24 protein-coding genes are annotated in these 19,205 nt (G+C 69.6%); 17 read left to right on the top strand and 7 right to left on the bottom strand.

Translation table 11 applies throughout. The annotated features are described in order from the left end of the window. Positions 1 to 73 precede the first annotated feature (73 nt). From FJ091_13325 to FJ091_13315, 3 genes are all read left to right on the top strand, one after another. A complete protein-coding gene (locus tag FJ091_13325) occupies positions 74 to 1,507 on the top strand; it encodes a tetratricopeptide repeat protein (protein MBM4384331.1) in 1,434 nt (477 codons plus the stop codon). 168 nt (positions 1,508 to 1,675) lie between these two features. Then, positions 1,676 to 2,572, top strand: coding sequence for a hypothetical protein (locus tag FJ091_13320; protein ID MBM4384330.1), 897 nt, complete (start codon positions 1,676 to 1,678; stop codon positions 2,570 to 2,572). Then, positions 2,569 to 2,859, top strand: coding sequence for a GFA family protein (locus tag FJ091_13315; protein ID MBM4384329.1), 291 nt, complete (start codon positions 2,569 to 2,571; stop codon positions 2,857 to 2,859). The genes FJ091_13320 and FJ091_13315 overlap by 4 nt, the downstream gene beginning before the upstream one ends. 144 nt (positions 2,860 to 3,003) lie before the next feature. Here the strand turns inward: FJ091_13315 and FJ091_13310 are convergent, their stop codons facing one another. Further along, positions 3,004 to 4,143 carry a class I SAM-dependent RNA methyltransferase gene (locus tag FJ091_13310; protein ID MBM4384328.1) on the bottom strand — a complete coding sequence of 380 codons (1,140 nt, stop codon included), beginning with the start codon at positions 4,141 to 4,143 and terminating at the stop codon, positions 3,004 to 3,006. Positions 4,144 to 4,275: 132 nt separating this feature from the next. Here FJ091_13310 and FJ091_13305 point away from each other — a divergent pair, with 132 nt between their 5' ends. Then, positions 4,276 to 4,491 (top strand): type II toxin-antitoxin system HicB family antitoxin, encoded by a 216-nt coding sequence (locus FJ091_13305; protein MBM4384327.1) that lies wholly within the window; start codon positions 4,276 to 4,278, stop codon positions 4,489 to 4,491. Further along, positions 4,488 to 4,700 carry a type II toxin-antitoxin system HicA family toxin gene (locus tag FJ091_13300; protein MBM4384326.1) on the top strand — a complete coding sequence of 71 codons (213 nt, stop codon included), beginning with the start codon at positions 4,488 to 4,490 and terminating at the stop codon, positions 4,698 to 4,700. The genes FJ091_13305 and FJ091_13300 overlap by 4 nt, the downstream gene beginning before the upstream one ends. Before the next feature lie 4 nt (positions 4,701 to 4,704). Here FJ091_13300 and FJ091_13295 read toward each other — a convergent pair whose 3' ends face one another. Next, entirely contained in the window at positions 4,705 to 5,493 is a 789-nt protein-coding gene (locus tag FJ091_13295) for an SDR family oxidoreductase (protein ID MBM4384325.1), read from the bottom strand. Positions 5,494 to 5,640: 147 nt separating this feature from the next. Between FJ091_13295 and FJ091_13290 the strand changes: the two genes are divergently transcribed. From FJ091_13290 to FJ091_13280, 3 genes are read left to right on the top strand one after another with little or no spacing between them, the layout of a single operon-like run. After that, on the top strand, positions 5,641 to 6,264 hold the full coding sequence (locus FJ091_13290) for a hypothetical protein (GenBank protein ID MBM4384324.1): 624 nt from the start codon (positions 5,641 to 5,643) through the stop codon (positions 6,262 to 6,264). Between the two features lie 57 nt (positions 6,265 to 6,321). Continuing rightward, positions 6,322 to 7,503: an amidohydrolase gene (locus FJ091_13285; protein ID MBM4384323.1), complete on the top strand. Its 1,182-nt coding sequence runs from the start codon at positions 6,322 to 6,324 to the stop codon at positions 7,501 to 7,503. A 15-nt stretch (positions 7,504 to 7,518) separates the two neighbouring features. Then, positions 7,519 to 7,953: a hypothetical protein gene (locus FJ091_13280; GenBank protein ID MBM4384322.1), complete on the top strand. Its 435-nt coding sequence runs from the start codon at positions 7,519 to 7,521 to the stop codon at positions 7,951 to 7,953. A 57-nt stretch (positions 7,954 to 8,010) separates the two neighbouring features. Here the strand turns inward: FJ091_13280 and FJ091_13275 are convergent, their stop codons facing one another. After that, positions 8,011 to 8,427, bottom strand: a complete 417-nt coding sequence (locus FJ091_13275) for a nuclear transport factor 2 family protein (protein ID MBM4384321.1) — start codon at positions 8,425 to 8,427, stop codon at positions 8,011 to 8,013. Positions 8,428 to 8,457: 30 nt separating this feature from the next. On the opposite strand from FJ091_13275, the gene FJ091_13270 reads away from it, so the two are divergent. Further along, entirely contained in the window at positions 8,458 to 9,849 is a 1,392-nt protein-coding gene (locus tag FJ091_13270; GenBank protein MBM4384320.1) for an alpha/beta hydrolase fold domain-containing protein, read from the top strand. Continuing rightward, complete coding sequence (locus FJ091_13265) at positions 9,846 to 10,778, top strand: 3-keto-5-aminohexanoate cleavage protein (GenBank protein MBM4384319.1); 933 nt, start codon at positions 9,846 to 9,848, stop codon at positions 10,776 to 10,778. Before FJ091_13270 ends, FJ091_13265 begins: the two co-directional genes overlap by 4 nt. A gap of 14 nt (positions 10,779 to 10,792) precedes the next feature. Here FJ091_13265 and FJ091_13260 read toward each other — a convergent pair whose 3' ends face one another. Further along, positions 10,793 to 11,314, bottom strand: coding sequence for a hypothetical protein (locus FJ091_13260; protein ID MBM4384318.1), 522 nt, complete (start codon positions 11,312 to 11,314; stop codon positions 10,793 to 10,795). A 61-nt stretch (positions 11,315 to 11,375) separates the two neighbouring features. After that, positions 11,376 to 11,648, bottom strand: coding sequence for a hypothetical protein (locus FJ091_13255; GenBank protein MBM4384317.1), 273 nt, complete (start codon positions 11,646 to 11,648; stop codon positions 11,376 to 11,378). 93 nt (positions 11,649 to 11,741) lie between these two features. Here FJ091_13255 and FJ091_13250 point away from each other — a divergent pair, with 93 nt between their 5' ends. From FJ091_13250 to FJ091_13220, 7 genes are all read left to right on the top strand, one after another. After that, complete coding sequence (locus FJ091_13250; GenBank protein ID MBM4384316.1) at positions 11,742 to 13,469, top strand: amidohydrolase family protein; 1,728 nt, start codon at positions 11,742 to 11,744, stop codon at positions 13,467 to 13,469. 114 nt (positions 13,470 to 13,583) lie between these two features. After that, positions 13,584 to 14,444, top strand: a complete 861-nt coding sequence (locus FJ091_13245; GenBank protein MBM4384315.1) for a crotonase/enoyl-CoA hydratase family protein — start codon at positions 13,584 to 13,586, stop codon at positions 14,442 to 14,444. Between the two features lie 102 nt (positions 14,445 to 14,546). Next, the gene (locus tag FJ091_13240; GenBank protein MBM4384314.1) at positions 14,547 to 15,086 is read left to right on the top strand and encodes a metal-dependent hydrolase; all 540 of its coding nucleotides are present in this window, start codon (positions 14,547 to 14,549) and stop codon (positions 15,084 to 15,086) included. A gap of 45 nt (positions 15,087 to 15,131) precedes the next feature. Further along, positions 15,132 to 15,716 carry a LemA family protein gene (locus tag FJ091_13235; protein ID MBM4384313.1) on the top strand — a complete coding sequence of 195 codons (585 nt, stop codon included), beginning with the start codon at positions 15,132 to 15,134 and terminating at the stop codon, positions 15,714 to 15,716. Positions 15,717 to 15,723: 7 nt separating this feature from the next. Further along, entirely contained in the window at positions 15,724 to 16,596 is an 873-nt protein-coding gene (locus FJ091_13230) for a YgcG family protein (protein MBM4384312.1), read from the top strand. A 4-nt stretch (positions 16,597 to 16,600) separates the two neighbouring features. Then, the gene (locus tag FJ091_13225; protein MBM4384311.1) at positions 16,601 to 17,104 is read left to right on the top strand and encodes a TPM domain-containing protein; all 504 of its coding nucleotides are present in this window, start codon (positions 16,601 to 16,603) and stop codon (positions 17,102 to 17,104) included. Between the two features lie 105 nt (positions 17,105 to 17,209). Continuing rightward, complete coding sequence (locus FJ091_13220) at positions 17,210 to 17,848, top strand: nitroreductase family protein (protein ID MBM4384310.1); 639 nt, start codon at positions 17,210 to 17,212, stop codon at positions 17,846 to 17,848. A 68-nt stretch (positions 17,849 to 17,916) separates the two neighbouring features. On the opposite strand, the gene FJ091_13215 is transcribed toward FJ091_13220, so the two are convergent. Together FJ091_13215 and FJ091_13210 are read right to left on the bottom strand one after the other, a co-directional pair. Beyond that, complete coding sequence (locus FJ091_13215; GenBank protein MBM4384309.1) at positions 17,917 to 18,345, bottom strand: hypothetical protein; 429 nt, start codon at positions 18,343 to 18,345, stop codon at positions 17,917 to 17,919. After that, positions 18,342 to 19,205 carry an N-acyl homoserine lactonase family protein gene (locus FJ091_13210; GenBank protein MBM4384308.1) on the bottom strand — a complete coding sequence of 288 codons (864 nt, stop codon included), beginning with the start codon at positions 19,203 to 19,205 and terminating at the stop codon, positions 18,342 to 18,344. Before FJ091_13210 ends, FJ091_13215 begins: the two co-directional genes overlap by 4 nt.

The following is a 19,205-nucleotide window of genomic DNA, read 5'->3' as shown; positions in this document are numbered from 1 at the left end:
AATCTTGTTGCGATTCGCTCGCGCGGCGGGAGAGCATCGCGAGAGCGCGGGCCAGGCGCTGAGGGGATCGACGATGAAGGCGAGACTTGGGCTGGTTCTCGCGCTGTTCGTGGGCAGCCACGCGCTAGCGCAGAGTCCACAGAGATTCGCGCGTCACGACGTGTGGGAAAAGGCGCGCGCCGAGGCCGAGAAGGCGACGGCGAGCGGAGATCTCACCACCGCGCGAGAGCAGACCCTGCTCGCATTTCGCGAAGCGGTGCTGTTCGCGGAATCGGATCCGCGTCTCGCCCAGACGAGCGCAGCCCTCGACTCCCTGCAGGAGAAGCTCATCGAGCGCGGAGACGCGGACGCGGTGGACGGCCTGCTCGTGTCGATCCAGCAGCTCGCGGACAGCGCTGGCGCTGGCGCGACGCGCGTTGCGGTCGAGGTGAACCTCCGCCGCAGCGACATTGCGGGCCGCACCGGAGATGCCGCGAGCGCCGAACGGCTCGCGGCGGCTGCGCGTGAGCGCGCCGAGGCGCGCTTCGGCGCGGCTCACCAACTCACGCTGCAGGCCGGCGCCAAGTACGTCGACGCGGTCGCTGCACGAGATCCCCGACGAGCGATCCTGCTCGCCTCGACGCAGATCGACACGCTCACCGCCGCGCTGGGGCCGGAGAATCCGATGGTGGTGAGTGCGCACATCACCCTCGCGATGGTTCACCTGCACGCGGGCGAGGCCAGGCTCGGCCTCGGAGCGATCTCGCACGCGCTCGAGCTCGCGACGAAGCGCACCGCCCTCGGCGCGATGCAGGGGACCGTGCTGTGGGTGCTCGGCATCGCGCAGAGCTCGCTCGGTGAGCACAAACGCGCGGAAGAGTCGCTGAGAAACGCGCGCGAACAGATCGAGCTGCTGCTGGGACTCGAGAGCGACATGGCGGCGAGCGCGGGCGGGGCGCTCGCACAAGCCCGCTTCGCGCTGGGCGATCTGCAAGGTGGCTTCGAGGCGCTCGACCGCGCCGCGGCCGCGCTGCGAAAGACTGGCGGCGCGGACGCTCCCAAGCTCGCGGACCCCCTGATGGCCGAGGCCGCCGTGTTGGCCGAGCTCGGCGACCTCGACGCAGCCGACCGCTTGCTCGTCCGCGCGAGCGAGCTCGCAACGCGCGCCGGCGCATTCGGCCGCGAAGACGCGCTCAAAGTTCGCTGGTCGCAGGCGCACATCGCGAGCAAGCGCGGCGATCCGGCTCCCACTCTCGCGCTGCACGCCGAGCTCACCGCGAAGCCTGCGCGCACGTTCAGTGAGAAAATGCGCCTGTGCGCTTCGTCGAACCAGGTGGCGTACGCCCTCGGCCGCGAGAGACGTTTCGCGGAGGCGTTGCCGCACGCGGAACGCGCCGTGCGCTGCATGGAGGAGCTGTTCGATCCAAACAGCGAAAACCTCGCGCCCGCCACCGACACGCTCGCGTGGATTCAGTTCGGAACAGGACGCACGGACGAGGCGCGCGACTCGTTCCGTCGCGTGTCTTGATCTGCTCCCACAGCGGATGGAAGTCGAACTCGAGCCGGGAGAGCTCCTCGACCGCGCGCCGATCGCGCACGTCGACCTTCACCCAGTTCGTCGTGCGCGGCAAGCCTGGCGACGCGTACGTGCTCGACCCGCTGCAGAACGAGCAGGCCACGTCGAAGCGGCGCCTGTATGCGCCCGTGCGCGGCCTCGTCGCGGCTTGCGCTCGCGAGCTTCGCCGACGAGGTCGACGCCGAGCTTCCCTCGCTCGATCAGTTCGACCACATGATCGTGCGCTGCCTCGACTGCAAGGATGCGCGCTGGCTCGACGCCACGGACAAAGGCCTCGCGCTCGGCAGCGCGTCGCCGCGCGGCCTCTGGAACAACTCGGTGCTGCTGATCGAGGACGAGAATCCGAGGCTCGAGCTGATTGCTGCTCCCGCCGACGCGGGACACTCGGTGCGTGTCGAGCGCGGTGTGACGCTCGCGGCGGACGGCACGGCAGCCGTGGAGGAAACGGTGACGTTCAACGGCTACCCCGCGGCGTGGGTGCGGGACTTCTTCCGCAACAACGACCGCGCGAACTGGAAGGACGCGCTGCGCGGCGCCGTGCTCTCGAACGATGCGCTCGTCCGCTCGCTCGAGGTCGACAACCTCGATCACGCCGAGCGCAGCTTCGCGCTGCGCGCGAGCTACGACCTGCGCGGCGCGTTCTCGCGCACCGCCGACGGCATCGTAGGACGCGCCCCGATCGGGTGGGAGGAGGAGCTCCTCGCGGTGGCGCCGGCGGCCGAGCGCAGCTCGCCGTTTGAGTTCGACATCCCCTTCCGCTTCGAGACGCGCACGCGGCTCACGCCGCCCGACGGCTATTCGCTTCGGAAGCGATCGCCCGCCCGCGGAGAACTGGGCGGCGAGCTCGTGCGCGTCAGCAGCAGCGCGAGCGAGTCCGGACGCGCGCTCGAGCTTCGCCTCGACGTCACGCGCGGGACCGTGAGCGGACCCGCCGAGCGGTACGACGAGCTCTCGCGCCAAAGCGCGGAGGTGTTCGAGGTGATGCGCGAGCCGATCTCGCTGGAGGCGTCGCGATGATCGCGAGGGGCGCCTGCGGCCGCGGCGCGATTCGCTTCGAGTGCGACGCCGCGGGCGCGCAGGCCGTGCACTGCTTCTGCACCGACTGCCGCAAAGCGACGGGCGGTGCGTTCGCCACGGTCGTCGGCTTCGAAGCCGCGAAGCTCCGGCTGCTCGCGGGCTCGCCGAAGAGCTGGGTTGTTACGGGCACGAGTGGCGGACGCGTCGAGCGCCAGCAAGCGGCGCTTCGCCGCGCGCAGCGAGGCGCAGCCGAGCGGAGGTCGAACAGGGGCCTCGTTTCCCGTTGACCACGACGCGCGCGGGATGGTCTTCGCGAAAGCGGGCGCGTTCGACGACCCGAGCTGGATCGAGCCGCAGCTCGTGTGCTGGCAGAGCCGGGAGCTGCCGTGGGCGCGCATCCCAAGCGACCTGCCGGGCGTTCCGCAGAATCCCTAATCGCTCGCGGTTGCGGCGCTCCCCACGAGAGCGCTCACGTTCATGCCGCCGTGCTTCGTCGCGAAGACGGCTTCGAGCGCGAAGCCCGTGCGCCGCGCGAGTCGAGCGTCGTGCGCGAGGAGCGCGACGCGCCAGCCCGCTCCGAGCTTCGCCGTGCGCTGGCCGAGCGCCTGATAGAGCGTCTCCAGCTTCTGCGCCTCGGACACGCGGCGCCCGAACGGCGGATTCGTGACGAGCACGCCGCGCGTCGGCGCCGACTCGGGCGCCGCGAGCCAGGCGCACTTCGTCAGCGCCACGCGCTCGAACGCGATCGCGTGCGCGACGCCCGCGCGCTCGGCGTTCGCGCGCGCCGCTGCGATCGCACCGGCGTCGCGATCGCTCGCGCAGATTGACGAGCTGTTCGGGGCACGCGTCTCCGCGGCGACGCGCCGCCACGCTGTCTCGTCGAACAGCGCGAGATGCGAGAGCGGCGGCGGAATCAGCCGACCGGGCGCGAGACCGAGCGCGAGCCCCGCCGCCTCGATCGCGATCGTGCCGGAGCCGCAGAACGGATCGAGCAGCGCTTCGCCAGGTTGCCACCCGCTCGCGAGAACCAGCGCGTGCGCGAGATCCTCGCGCAGCGGGGCCTTCGCGCTCTCGAGGCGATAGCCGCGGCGGTGCAGCGGCGTCGCGGTCGCTTCGAGCGAGATCGTGCACACGTCGCGGTGGAAGCGGACCTGGAGCCGCGCCGCGGGCTCGTCGGGAGTCGTTGCGGACGCGGGCTTCGCGCCGAGCGCATCCTCGACTGCCGCGCGCACGCGCTCCGCAACGAGCCCGGTGTGAAACACGCGCGACGCTCTGCTCGTCGCGCGGATCGCGAGCGGAACCTCGCTGCGCAGCCACGCGCGCCACGGAATCTCCGCGGCCTTGCGCGAGAGCTCCCCCGGTGCGCGGCAGCGAAACTCCGCGACGCGCAGCATCAGGTGGCTCGCGCAGCCGAGCCAGCGCGCCGCGCGCATCGCGAGCGCGAGATCGCCCGCGAGCTCGACTCCGCCAGGCGTCTCGCGCGCCTCCGCGCCGAGCCCCGCGACCTCGCGCGCAAGCAGCGGCTCGATGCCGGGATTGCACGCGGCGAACAGCGCGAGCGAGGGAGGCATGCGCGGCACGGTAGGGGCGGGGGCGCGCCAGGGCGATTGTTATGGAGGCGGCGTGAACTCTCGTTCACCTTCCATCCCACCCACGACGCAGCTAGGTTGCTCGAACCCCTGGTCCCGAGTGGAAGCATGAAGATGAGCTACCGCGTCGAGATCGAACGAGAAGAAGACGGGCGTTGGATTGCCGACGTCGTCGAAATCCCCGGCGCCATGGCGTACGGCGACAACGCGGATGACGCCCTCGCCAAAGCCGTCGCGCTCGCGCTGCACGTCATCGCGGATCGCATCGAGCATGGCGAGGGGCCGCGCGGCGCAGTGAGTGTGAGCTTCGAGCCCTCCGCGGCCGCCTGATGTCGTGGTCGAGCACCCGGGCATCGCGAGTCCTCGCGGCGCTCGAACGAATCGGCTGGGTGCGTGTTCGCCAGCGCGGTTCGCACATCACGATGAAGCGCCAAGGCTGGCGAATCTTCGTCTGGTCGCATCACGACGGAGACGAGATCGGGCCGCGAATGCTCGCGCGCATCGCGAAGGCTACTGGGTTGCGACCCGAGGATCTCTGACCCTTCACCCCAGCGAAAACCGATGCCCGGCGGTGTAGCCGCCGTCGACGGGCAGCGTGACGCCGGTGACGAAGCTGGCCTCGTCGCTCGCGAGGAAGAGCGCGGCGTTCGCGATCTCCACGGGCTTGCCGAAGCGCCCTAATTGGTGCGCTTCCTTGATCTGCGGCGCGATCGCGGCGGCCGGGCCGTTCAGGATCACGGCGCGGAACATCGGCGTGTCGATGAAGCCGGGGCAGATCACGTTCACGCGGATGCCCGCGCGCGCGTAGTCGATCGCCATGTTCTTCGTGAGCAGCACGACGCCGCCCTTCGACGCGTTGTAGGAGCTGCCGCCGAGGAAGCCCTCGATGCCCTCGACGCTCGCGACGTTCACGATCGCGCCGCTCTGCTGCGCGAGCATCACGCCGAGTACGTGCTTCGACGCGAGGTAGGTGCCCTTCAGGTTCACGTCGACGACGCGGTCCCACTCGTTCGAGTCGAGCATGTGCACCATGCCGCCGCCAGCGACGCCCGCGGCGTTCACCAGCACGTCGATGCGCCCGAGCCGCTCCTTCACCTGCGCCACGACTTCGCGCACGCGCGCCTCGTCGCGCACGTCGCCGGTCTCGAAGAAGGTGTTACGCGCGAGCGCGGCGCCTGCGAGCCAGTCGTCGCCCGCGCCGGCTTCCGGCTTGTTCAAGTCGAAGCCCGCCAGCGACGCGCCCTCTTGCGCAAAGCGCAGCGCACACGCGGCGCCGATTCCCGACGAAGCGCCGGTAATGAACGCGACTTTGCCAGCGAGACGACCGGACATGCGGGACTCCTCCCAGGAGAGCCGAGCGTCGCGTCTAGTCTTGCGCGCTTCAATGCCGAGCAGTCGCGGGCTTCAGAGATTTTTCAGGAAATTCGGCTGCCACTTCCACCGGCCGCCGCCCACTTCATCCCCAAGGAGTCTCGGACCATGCGCGCATTGCTGCTCTGTACTTTCCTCGCCGTCGCTCCCGGCTTCGCGAGCGCCACCACGATCACGAGCGATTTCCAAGTCGATACGGATGGCTGGACTCACACCGGCGCCTCGGTGTTTCAGCAACTGGTGGCCGGTCCGAATGGCTTCCTCTACATCGACAACAGTGAGGGCCCGATCACCTACATCTTCGCACCCGCGAAGTTTCTCGGGGACCTGAGCGCGTTCGACGGCGGAACGGTGTCGTTCGACGGCAATCAGCTCTCGATCACGGCCCCGCCGTGGACGAGCGCAGGGGAGGACTACGGGCACCTCACGATCTCTGGGCCGGGTGGCAGCGCGACCCTCGACCTGCTGCCGGCGCCCGGCCAACCGACCGCGACCTGGACGACTTACTCGGCGACGCTCTCGGCGGCGGCCTTTGGGAAGACGCAACAAGAGTGGGACGCGATCCTCGCCGACGTCACGTCGATACGGCTCAGCGTCGAGGCGGTGTTCGGCGGGGAGGTCGAGGGCATCGACAACTTCACTCTCCGCTCGGTGCCCGAGCCGTCGTTCCTCGCGCTCGCAACGGTCGCCGCCGGCGCGCTCGCTGCGGCTCGGCAGCGCAAGCGGCGCTGACACGCGGCGGGCTTTCGCCGCCCTATGCTGCGCTCCTCGCAACCCGAAGGAGCGCCCATGGAAATCCGCGACTGGGTCATCGATGTCGACACGCACATCACGGAGCCGGCCGACGTCTGGTCTAGCCGCGTGGCGGCGAAGTTCCGCGACCGCGCGCCGCGCCTCACGCGCAACGCCGACGGCGTCGACATGTGGAGCATCGCGGGCGAGGCGCCGATCGTGCCGATCGGATTCACTGCGGTCGCAGGCTGGAAGGAGCCGTTTCCGGCGGCGCCGAAGAACCTCGACGAGTGCCCACCCGCTTCCTACGACGCGAAGGCTCGCATCGCGTACATGGACTCGATCGGCGTGTGGGCGATGGCGATCTATCCCAACGTCGGCGGCTTCGGCTCGCAGGCGTTCCTCAAGCTCGGCGACCGCGAGCTGATGCTCGCATGTGTTAGGGCGTACAACGACTTCCTGATCGACTGGTGCAGCGCGGACGCGCGCCGCTTCATCCCGATCGCCGCGACGCCGTTCTGGGACGTGGACGCGGCCGTGATCGAGATGGAGCGCGCCGCGAAGATCGGGCACAAGGGCGTGCTCTTCACCGGCGAGCCGCAGGTGCACGGCATGCCGATCCTCGGTAGCCCGCACTGGAACCGCTTCTGGGCCGCGGCGCAGGACCTCGATCTCCCGGTCAGCTTCCACATCGGCACCGGCACCTTCGACGGCGGCTTCACCAGGGAGCGCATGGAAGTGACGGGCATGGGCTCGACGAACGCCACCGTCGCCGTGCAGCTCTTCCTCGACAACGGCAAGCAGCTCGTCGACCTGCTCTTCTCCGGCGTGCTCGCGCGCTACCCGCGCCTCAAAGTGATCTCCGTCGAGAGCGGCATCGGCTTCATCCCGTTCATCCTCGAATCGTGCGACTACACCTACGGCTACTCGCGCGTGCGCGAGACGCGGCCCGAGATGACGCTGCTGCCGAGCGAGTACTTCAAGCGCCAGGTGTACGGGTGTTACTTCTACGAAGAGCACGCGCCTCAACAGCTGCTCGACGCGATCGGCGAGGACAACGTGCTGTTCGAGACCGACTACCCACACCCAGTTTGCCTGTTCGGCAACGTGCGCGAGAAGATCGACGCCGGCCTGCGCGGGAAGCCCGAGCGGGTGAAGAACAAGTTGTTATGGGAAAACGCGGCGAAGCTGTACAAGGTGGGGAACCCGGACCGCGTGTGGGTGCCGCCCAGAGAGTGACGAAGGTCGACGGACGTGACCCGCCAAAAGACGCACGTACGCCGCCTCGTCGTCGCCCTCAGGATTGCGATATTCGCGGTTCCAGTTCCCCTCGCAGGGTGCTCGACGGGTGATCCGGCTTCGGATTCTCCGAATGTTGCATTGGGCGAAGCCTCGACGGGCTTCGATCAGGGCGAGGTGATGCCCTTCCTTCAACGCGTTGCGAATCTGGTCGAGGGATTCGACGCGACGCAAGCTCGCACCCTGTCCGATGAGATCGCCCGGATGCCGGTGGAATCGGAGCGCGCGTGGAATCTGCGAGTCCGCCATCGAGACGCCGAGGTTTCGTTGCGGATACATGCATTCATGGACGATGTCGCTACGCCCGACCTTACGTTCTCCACCACGCGAGAGTTGGCCGCCGAGATCGATCGAGAGATGGCTGCACACGCCGAGGAACTTGGGATCTAAACCCGGCGGAAACGGATCGGCGCGTAACCCTCAGGCTCGCTCGGCGCCTAGCCGTCCCTAAAACCCCGGCGCGCGCCCCACTTCCTTCGGCGCGATCTCCCCCGCGCTCACGATCGCGCGGTACGCGATGCGCCAGCGCCCATCGCTTTTCGCCAGCACGTCGTGATATGTCGCGAAGTTCCCGATCGAGATGCCGCTCGCGCCTTGCACGAACGTGACGAAGTCGGTCCACGCGCGGGCTCGGTTCACGTCGTCGAGCTCGACGACCGGCGCGAAGACGCCGTGCTTCAGCGGCGTCGCGGGCTGCATCGCGCCGATCTCGCGCACGATCTCGGCGCGGCCCGTGAGGCGGCGGCCGAACACGTCGAAGATCGCGTCCTCGGTGAAGAGGCCACCCCATTCTTCGAGGCGCTTCGCGTCGAGCAGCTGCGGGTAGAGCGCGAGCAGGCGCCGGATTGCTTCCAGGTCGTTCATCGTGGGAACCTCGCGCGAAAGGAGGGAGCGATGGCGAGTGCGGCGCTGCCGAAGATCCTCGAGATGTTGCGCGCGAATCCGCTGCAGGGCGACCTGGCGCAGATGCGCGCGAACATGGAGCGCGGCAGCGCGGCGACGCCGCTGCCCGCCGATGTGAAGTTCGAGGCGGTGCGGGCGGGGGGTGTGCCCGCGGAGTGGGCCATCGCGCCGGGCGCGCGCGCGGAGCGCGTGCTCGTGTACGTGCACGGCGGCGGTTACACGATGGGCTCGCTCGCGACGCACCGCGCGCTGTGCGGGCGGCTCTCGCGGCTCGCCGGCCTGCGCGTGCTGAACGTCGCGTACCGGCTCGCGCCCGAGCATCCGCATCCCGCGGCGGTGGAGGACGGGGTCGCAGCGGTGCGCTGGGTGTACGCGCAGGGCGTCGCGCCGGCGCGCGTCGCGATCGCGGGCGACTCCGCGGGCGGCGGCCTCACGCTTGCGACGCTGCTCGCGCTGCGCGACGCCGGCGACGCGCTGCCCGCCGCGGCGGTGTGCATCTCGCCGTGGACGGATCTCGCGGCGACGGGCGAGAGCATTCGCACGAAGGCGAGCGTCGACCCGATGGTGACCGAGGCGCCGCTGCGCGAGATGGCGCGCGCGTACCTCGGCGGCAAGGACTCGCGCACGCCGCTCGCGTCGCCGCTCTACGCGGACCTGCGCGGCCTGCCCCCGCTGCTCTTGCAGGTGGGCGACGCGGAGTTGTTACTGGACGACGCAACGCGACTCGCTTCGCGGGCGCGCGACGCCGGTGTGGACGTCACGCTCGAAGTGTGGGAGGAGATGTTCCACGTCTGGCACGCGTTCGCGGAGATCCTGCCCGAAGCGCAGCGCGCGTGTGAGCGCATCGCCGCGTGGCTCGAGCCGCGCCTCGCGCTGCGCACGGACGCGGATGCGCTCGGCGTGATCGAGCAAATCCATCAGCTCAAGGCGCGCTACTTCCGGCTGATGGACACGAAGCGCTGGGACGAGATGCGCGCCGTGTTCGCGCGCGAGGCGACGCTCACGGACGAGGAGTCGAATTCGCGCTGGAGCGGGCGCGACGGGATCGTCGCGGGGCTCGCGGGCGTGCTGGCGCCGCCGGTGCGCACGTTCCACCACGGCCACATGCCCGAGATCGAGGTGCTGAGCGACACGGAAGCGCGCGGCGTGTGGGCGATGAACGACTGGGTCGACACGCCCGCGTTCACGCTCGACGGCTGGGGCCACTACCACGAGCGCTACGTCTTCGAAGACGGCGCCTGGCGCATCGCCGAGCTGCGGCTCACGCGCCTGCGCGTCCTGCGCGCGCCGAAGGTTGCGGCGAAAGCAAAGCGTGCGGTGAAGAAGGCGCCCGCGAGAAAGAGCGCTGCGAAGCGACCTAACAAGAAGGGGAAGAAGCGATGAGCACGCCGGTGATCCTCGAGGTGGCGCTGAACGGCGTCACGAAGAAATCGCAGAACGCGGCGGCACCCGAGACGCACGCCGAGATCGCCGCCGACGCGCTCGCGTGCTTCGCGGAAGGCGCGGCGATCGTGCACACGCACACGACGCGCCCGTCGCCGACGCCGCAGGCCTTCGCGGAGGACTACCTCGGTGCGTATCGCGCGGTGCTCGCGCAGAAGCCCGACGCGATCCTCTACCCCACCGTGGGCTTCGGCATCGACGGCACCGCGCGTTACGACCACGTCGCGCATCTCGCCGAGGCGGGCGCGATCCGCCAGGCCGTGCTCGACCCCGGCAGCGTGAACCTCGGCGCGAGCGGCGCGGACGGCTGGCCCGCGCCGATGGACTTCGTGTACGTGAACTCGCCGAGCGACGTGCGCCACATGGCGGAGCTGTGCCGCAAGCACGGACTCGGCCCGAGCATCGCGATCTTCGAGCCCGGCTGGCTGCGCGTGATCCTCGCGATGCAGCGAGCCGGCACGTTGCCGCCCGGCGCGCTCGTGAAGCTCTACTTCGCCGCAGGGGGTTACCTGCCGCAAGCGCCGCGGAGCGGCGCGCGCAGCGAGCCGCAGGCGAGCGAAGTGAACGCGGTAGCGGAACCGAGCTTCAGCACGCCGCCGATTCCCGAAGCGTTCGAGATGTACCTCGCGATGCTGCGCGGCTCCGGCCTGAACTGGGCGGTCGCGGTGTTAGGGGGCGACATCTTCGACACGCCGATCGCCGAGCTCGCAGTGCAGCGCGGCGGCCACCTGCGCGTGGGGCTCGAGGATCACGCGAGCGCGAAGAGCAACGTCGACGCGGTGCGCAAGGCAAAGGCGCTCGCGGAGAAGCACGGGCGGAGGCTCGCGACGTGCGCGGAGGCGGGGAAGTTGTTGGGGATTCCGCGCTGAGGCGATGCGCGAAGTCAGACCGCGCCCGCCTCCACGAGCGCGCGCTCCAGCAGGTCCGCCACGCCGAGCTCCGCGGCCCACGTGCGCAGATACGGACGGTCGAGGCGCTCGCGCTGCACCTTGATCACGCTCGCCACATCGAGCCACTGGCGCTCCGACACACCGCCGCCTTCGCGATACCAAGCCAGCTTCCGCAGGATCACGTCCTCTGGTGCGAGCATCGCCGCAGAAGCCGTTCGATCGGAGCCGACGACGACCCGCACGCGGCGACGCATCTGCTCGCGGTCGTAGCGCGTTCCCGCGAGCACGAAGAAGTCGACCTTCAGCATCGTGTCGCGGTGAAAGACGTTGAAGCTCGCGCGCCGGCGCGAGGCTTCGAGCGCGGCGACTTCGTCAACGAAAAAGCTGCCGTCGAGCGCGGCGCACGCGCCCGACACCTTCGGTTCGGGCAAGAACACCGCGATGTCGATGTCGTTCGTAGTGCGCGGAAGGCCGTGGAACGTGCTCGCGAACGAGCCGCCGACTGCGTATTCCACTCCGGCTCGTTCCAGCGCCGTAGTCACCTCGATCAACACGCGAATCGGCTCCAGCTCCAACTCAGTAGCCCTCGCGCTCGGGATCCCAGCCGAAGTGTCTGATCATCGTCTCGCGATCGAGGCGAAGCGCGAGCAGGCGAAGGCGCACTTCCTCCCCGGTCGCTCCCGGATGGCGCGATTCGACACCAGCGCGGGCTAGTTGCTCTGCGGCCCGCATCATCTCGCCGAGCACGCGCGCCTTCTCGGGATCGGACAGCGCGCGCCAATGCGCGATCTGCCGCTCTTCCGCTTCTCGGCTCGTGTCCGGCGACTGCGTGCGATAGCCCGTGCTCATCGCGGCGCAGTCTACGGGAGCCCACGACGGTCCCGAAGCGCCCCGCCCCGCGAGCGGGCTACGGTCCGAGCACCTCACAGCAAGGAGCGACCCATGCTCGACGTACGCATCGACGGCGGACTCATCGTGGACGGCACCGGCGCGCCGGGGCGCGTCGGCAGCATCGGCATTCGCGGCGACAAGATCGTCGCGATCGGCGAGGTGACGGAGCCCGCGAAGCACGTCGTCGACGCCACGGGCAAGGTGATCGCGCCCGGGTTCGTCGACATTCACACGCACTACGACGCGCAGGTGTTCTGGGACCCGACGCTCTCGCCTTCGAGCAACCACGGCGTAACAACCGTGGTCGGCGGCAACTGCGGCTTCTCGATCGCGCCCCTGACACCCGAAGCCGGCGCCTACCTGATGCCGATGCTGTCGCGCGTCGAGGGCATGCCGATTCAGTCGCTGGAGAAGGGCGTGCCGTGGGACTGGCGCACGTTCGGCGAGTACCTCGGCAAGCTCGACGGCAAGCTCGCGATCAACGCAGGCTTCCTCGTCGGCCACTGCGCGGTGCGGCGCGTCGTGATGAAGGAGCGCTCGGTCGGCCACGCGGCGACGCCCGAGGAACTCGCCGAGATGGTCGCGCTGCTGCAGCAGTCGGTGCGCGAAGGCGGCCTCGGTTTCTCCACCTCGCTCGCGCCGACGCACAACGACGGCGCCGGTGAGCCCGTGCCGTCGCGCCACGCGACGCGCGAAGAAGTGGTCGCGCTCTGCCGCGCGATCCGCGATCTGCCGGGCACCGTGCTCGAGGCGATTCCCGGCACCGGCCTCTGGAGCGACAAAGAGAAATCGATCATGGCCGACATGTCGCTCGCGGCGAACCGGCCGCTGAACTGGAACCTGCTCGCGCCCAACTCGATCAACCCGGGCATCGTCGATCATCAACTCGCGGCGAGTGATTACGCCGCCGAGCGCGGTGCGACGGTGGTGGCGCTCTCGCCGCCTACGAGCCCGACGGTGCGCATCAACCTCGTCGCGGGCTTCGTGTTCGACGCGCTCCCGCACTGGCCCGAGCTGTTCAAGCTCTCGGTCCCGGCGCGCATCGAGCGGCTGAAGGATCCCGCGTTCCGCCGCCATCTCGACGAGGGCGCGCACTCCGAGGGCGCGGGCCTGCTGCGCGGCCTCGCGAACTGGGAGCGGATGATCGTCGACCAGGTGGCGCGCGAGGAGCACAAGCACCTGCAAGGCCGGCTGATCGGCGACATCGCGAAGGAGATCGGGAAGACGCCGTTCGACACGATGATCGACCTCGCGATCAGCGAGCGGCTCGAAACCTCGTTCATGCCTTCTCCGATCGGCCTCGACGACGCGAGCTGGCAGCTGCGCGCGAGAGTGTGGCGCGACCCGCGCGTGGTGGTGGGCGCGAGCGACGCCGGCGCGCACCTCGACATGATCGACACGTTCGCGTTCTCGACGAACTTGTTGGGGAATGCGCGCGCGAAGAACCTCGCGAGCGTCGAGGAGTGCGTGCGCTGGCTGACCGACGTGCCCGCGCGCCTCTACGGACTGCGCGGTCGCGGCCGGCTCGCAGAGGGCTGGCAGGCGGACGTGGTCGTGTTCGACCCGGGCACCGTCGCAAGCGGGCCGGTGCACATGAAGTACGACCTGCCCGCGGGCGCGGGCCGGCTCTACGCCGACGCGATCGGCGTCGAGCGCGTGTTCGTGAACGGCGCCGAGATCGTGCGCGACGGCAAAGACACCGGCGCGCGCCCCGGCACCGTGCTGCGCTCGGGCCGCGACACCGTCACGGTCGAAGTGCCCGGCGGCCGCGCGGCGTAGCCCAGACGCGCACAGGGGACGTACGCGCACAACTGCGCGCACTGGGGACGTACGTGCACCAAAGCGCGCACTCGGGACGTGCTTGCACACGTCGGGCGCGAAGGAGGAGAGCTCATGGACTGCTTCGATCTCGAGCTGAAGTATCACGTGGCGCATCTGCGGCTGAACCGGCCGCAGGCGTTCAACTCGATGACGCCCGCGTTCTGGCGCGAGCTGCCCGCGGTCGTGAACCAGCTCAGCGACGAGGGCGAGGCGCGCGTGATCGTGCTCTCGTCGACCGGCAAGCACTTCACGGCGGGCATGGACCTCGCGGTGTTCCAGGGCGACGGCGGCGTGGCGAACGCCCAGGCGGAGAGCGGCGCGAACACGCGCAGCGCCGAGCCCGGGCGCGCGCGCTCGTTGATGCGGCAGTCGGCGCTCGTGTTCCAGGAGTCGTTCAACGCGCTCGAGCGCGCGCGCATTCCAGTGCTCGCCGCGATCCAAGGCGGCTGCATCGGCGGCGGCGTCGACATGATCAGCGCGTGCGACGCGCGCTACTGCACGGCCGACGCGTTCTTCTGCATCCAAGAGATCAACCTCGGCCTGACCGCTGACGTCGGCACGCTGCAGCGCCTGCCGCGGCTCGTGCCCGAAGGCATCGTGCGCGAGATGGCGTACACGGGGCGCCGCCTGCCCGCGCAGAAGGCGCTCGCCGTCGGGCTCGTGAACGAGGTGTACGCGACGCAGGACGAGATGCTCTCCGCCGTGCTCGGAATCGCGCGCGAGATCGCGGAGAAATCCCCGCTCGCAGTGTGGGGTAGCAAGGAGATGCTGAACTACACGCGCGACCACAGCATCGAGGACGGCCTCAACTACATCGCGACGTGGCAAGCGGGGATGTTCTTCGGCGGCGACATGGCGGAGGCGTTCGTCGCCAAGAAGGAAGGCCGCGCCGCGAGCTTCCAGAATCTGCCGAGGCAGCGCCGCACGATCTGAGCGCTGCGCCTTCTCGTCAGGCCTGAAGCGGCTCGGGCTTCAGCTCTTTCAGCGCCGGCATCGTGATGACCAAGGGCTCATTCGGCCCGCGAGGAGCCATGCATGCCCACCGTTGTCGGCCACGCCCTGTTCGCCTCGGCGCTCGGCGCCGGCTTCCGCGCGCGACCAGCGTTAATCGCTTGCGCTGCGTTCTGCGCGGTCGCGCCCGACTTCGACGTGCTCGCGTTCCGCTTCGGCATCCCGTACGAGGCGCCGCTCGGCCACCGCGGCTTCTCGCACTCACTTCTGTTCGCCGCCCTGTTAGGGCTTGCGGCGACGCTGCTCCTGCGCGCGTTCCTTCGCGGCGCCGCTCGCCCCGGGTTCGCACCTACCTTCGCGCTGCTCACGCTCGCAGCCGCGTCGCACGGCTTCTTCGACGCGCTGACCGACGGCGGCCTCGGCGTCGCTTTCTTCTCGCCGTTCGATCACACGCGTTACTTCCTGCCGTGGCGCCCGATCGCCGTCTCGCCACTCGGCATCGCGCGCTTCTTCAGCGATCGCGGCGCCGCAGTGATCGCGAGCGAGGCCGCGTGGATCGGGGCGCCCTCGCTGCTCCTCTGGCTCGCGCTGCGCTGGCGCGCGGCGCGCCCGGCGCAACCATGAACTCCGCACGCGCCGCCACGTAGCGCGCGCACAGGGAGGATCTCGATGCGTCGCATTTCGGTGTCGCTTGCTCTCGCGCTCGCGCTGTTCGCGACCGGCTGCGGTTACAACGCGCTGCAAACCCAGGACGAGGCGGTCACGGCCGCTTGGTCCGAGGTGGTGAACCAGTACCAGCGGCGCGCGGACCTGATTCCGAATCTCGTGAACGTGGTGAAGGGCTATGCCGCGCACGAGGAGAAGGTGCTCACCGGAGTGACCGAAGCTCGCTCGCGTGCGACCTCGATCCAAGTCACGCCGGAGACGCTGAACGATCCCGAGGCGCTGAAGAAATTCCAAGCCGCGCAGGGCGAGCTCACGAACGCCCTGAAGAGCTTGATCGCGGTGAGTGAGAACTACCCGAATTTGAAGGCCGACCAGAACTTCCGCGATCTGCAGGCGCAGCTCGAAGGCACCGAGAATCGCATCACCGTCGCGCGCAACCGCTACATCGAGTCGGTGCAGATCTACAACGGCACGGTGCGCAAGTTCCCGACGAACCTCACCGCGATGATCTTCGGGCTGGAGCGCAAGCAGAACTTCACCGTGGAGAACGAGGCGGAGATCGCGACGCCGCCGGCGGTGGAGTTCTGAGCCCGGCGTGCGGAAGCTCGCACTCGCGCTGTCGTTAGGGGCGATCGCAGCGGCCGCGACGGCGGAGTCGCTTCAGCCGATTCCGGAGCTGCGCGCGCGCGTCACCGACCTCACGAGCACGCTGAGCAGCACCGAGCAGAGTGCGCTCGAGCAGAAGCTCGCGACCTTCGAGGCGCGCAAGGGTGCGCAGGTCGCGGTGCTGATCGTCGCGACCACGCAGCCTGAGGAAATCGAGCAGTACTCGATCCGTGTGGTCGACGCGTGGGCGCTCGGGCGCGCGGCGAGCGACGACGGCGCGCTGCTGCTCGTCGCGAAGGACGACCGCGCGCTGCGCATCGAGGTCGGCCGCGGCCTCGAGGGCGCTCTCACGGACGCCACCTCGAATCGCATCATCGACGAAGCGATCGTGCCGCGCCTTCGCGCGGGAGACTTCGCGGGAGGCATCGATGCCGGTGTCGATCGCATGCTCGCGGTGATCGACGGCGAGCCACTTCCCCCTCCGCCCGACACGTGGGACGAGAGCCCGCTCTCGAGCCTCGAGGGCGCGCTGCCGTTCGCGCTCTTCGCGATTCCGATCGCAGGCGGCGTGCTGCGCAAGATCTTCGGTCGCGTGCTCGGGCCGCTGCTCGCGGGCGGCGTCGTGTTCGCGCTCGTGTGGTTCATCACGGGCGTCTTCTTCATCGTACTCGCGTTCGCGCTGTTCACCGCGATGTTCGCTGCGCTCGCCGGAACTCGCCCGCGCGGTCACTATCGCCGTGGAAATCACGCCGGTTGGGGCGGGTTCGGTGGAGGCGGTTTCGGAGGTGGAGGATTCGGCGGCGGCGGCTTCTCGGGCGGCGGGGGCAGCTTCGGAGGCGGCGGCGCCTCCGGGCGCTGGTGACGCGATGAGCTTCTCGCGCGCGCTGCGCAACCTGATCACTCCGCCGTTCGTCGCGCGCGGCCGTTTCCCCGAGCGCGCGCTCGACGGCATCGAAGCCGCGATCCGCGCCGGCGAATCGCGCCACACGGGCGAGGTCTGCTTCGCGGTGGAAGCCGCGCTCGATCTCGCCGAGCTGTGGCGCGGCGAGACCGCGCGCGAACGCGCGACCGCCGTGTTCTCGGAGCTGCGCGTCTGGGACACGGCAGAGAACAACGGCGTGCTGATCTACTTGTTGTTGGCCGAGCGCGACGTCGAGATCGTCGCCGACCGCGGCGCGGCGGCGCGGATCGCGCCGGACGCATGGGAGCAGGTGTGCCGCGCGATGGAGGCGCACCTCCGCGAGGGGCGCTTCGAGGCGGGCGCGATTGCGGGCGTGAACGCAGTGCACGAGCTGCTCGCGGCGCACTTCCCCGCGAGCGGCGAGCGGGCGAACGCGAACGAGCTGCGCGACCGGCCGCTGGTGCGCTGACTCGAGGCGAACGTTTCGGCCGGGCCGTTTTGTTCGCCCGGTCATTTTGGCCCGGCCGAAATGGCGCCGTCCTGGTGCATGCTCGGCTTCCCCTCGGAGGCGTCCATGGACCTGCTCGACGCGATTCGCACTACCGGCACGTGCCGCTTCTTCAAGCCCGACGCGGTGCCGGACGGCGTGCTCGCCCGCGTTCTCGACGCCGCGCGATTCGCGCCCACCGGCGGCAATCGCCAGCCGGTCCGCTTCGTCGCCGTGCGCGACGAAGCGCTCCGCAAGCAGCTCGCGGCGCTCTATCTGCCGCACTGGGAGCGCTACTTCGCGATGGTGACGCGCGGGGACGTGCGCGTGGGTGCGCTGCCGAAGATCATCGCGAACGCCGACCATTTCGCGCGTCACCTCGCCGAGGTGCCCGTGCTCGCCGTCGCGTGCGCGAAGCTCGCCGACGTTCACCCCACCGACGCCACGCTCGGCCGGCTCTCGATCGTGGGCGGCGCTTCGGTGTATCCAGCAGTGCAGAACTTGTTACTGGCCGCGCGCGCCGAAGGCCTCGGCAGCGCGCTCACCACGTTGCTCTGCGCCGAGGAGCCGCGCGTGAAGGAGCTGCTCGCGATTCCGGGCGACGTCTCGACCGCGGCGGTGATCGCGCTCGGCTGGCCCGCGCAGCCGTTTCCACAGCGCCTCAGCCGGCGTCCGCTCGCGGAGATGGCATTCCTCGATCGCTACGGCGCGCCACTCGTCGTGTGAGCCTCTCCTCGTGCGCGCCGAGCATGCCGTCTACTGCGTCGACGGTTTCTGGCAGCCGAACGTCTGAGTCAGCCGCGCGGGTCGAAGCGAAACACCACGATGCCCTCGGGCACCGGGTCGTAGCCGCGCTCCTTCAGCATCACCTCGCGCAGCCCGTCATCTGTCAGGCGCTCCGCGCGCAGCTCGTAGATGCGCTCGCCGATGCGCACGCGCACGTCGGGCTCCGCGAGCCAGACCTCCGCCCAGCTCTCGGGCCACCAGTCTGCGAGCACCCAGCGGTGCGACTGCACCCAGAGCTCGCCGTCGCGCGTGAAGCATTCGAGCTGGATCGAGTGCGGCTGCGCGGGCCGCGCCTCGATCTCGCACATCGCGCGGTCGCCGCCGAGCGCCTCGCTCCACGACGCGGGCAAAGGCGTCACCTCGCCGTCGAGCGCGCCGCCCGGCACCGGCCCGCAGCCGAGCGCGAATGCGGCGACGAGCGCTGCGGCGCTCCTCACTCCACCACCGCCAACACGCGATCGCTCACTTTGCGAAAGCCGCGCGCCTTCGCGTCGTTGAACGCGGCGGCGGCGTGGCCCGGCACGAGCTTCCCGCCGCGTAGCACGCGGCGGATCTTCGCGAACGACTCGTACATCTGCGCCGGCAGCACCGCGATGCCGAGCGGCAGGTTCTGCTCGATGTTCTCGTACGAGTAGACGGCGTCGCTCGTGTAACACACGCGGCCCTTCACCGTGGCGACGCACACCGTCATGGTGCCGCCGGTGTGGCCAGGTGTTAGGTAGAGATCGATTCCGTCCTGCCAGCCCTCGCTGTCGCCGTCGACGAGATCGAGCCGGCCGTTCCAGCGCAGCTTCAGCGCTTCGGTGAGCTCCTCGAGGCGGAAGCCGTTCGTCACGAACTTGTTGCCGGCAACGGTGAGCGCTGCGTACTCGAGCTCGTCGCGCTGCAACACGAAGCGCGCGTTCGGGAACGCGCTCGTGCCGCCCGAGTGGTCCCAGTGCAAATGCCCGAGCGTCACGAGGTCGACGTCCTCGGCCTTCACGCCGATGTCGCCGAGCCGATCCGCGAGCTGGGTGAAGTCCGTAACACCTTGCGACTTGCCGTAGGCCTCGTCGACGAAGCCGGCGTCGAGCACCACGGTCTGCCCCGGCCGCTGCGCCACGCAGATCACCATCGGGTGCTCCATCGTCGGATCGGGCTTGATGCCGACGACGAGGCCGCTGAGGGGTGCGGTGAGTCCTGCGTACTTGAGGCAGTGCACCGTCTTGAACGGACCCGACGGCTCGTCAGCGAACGCTGCGCTCGCTGCGAGGGCCGCCGAAAGCGCGAACGCCTGAATCACGCGGCTCGAATTCAC

This window comes from Deltaproteobacteria bacterium (assembly GCA_016875395.1).
In the GTDB taxonomy this organism is placed as follows: domain Bacteria; phylum Myxococcota_A; class UBA9160; order UBA9160; family UBA6930; genus VGRF01.
This window is presented reverse-complemented; position numbering and strand designations above follow the sequence as displayed.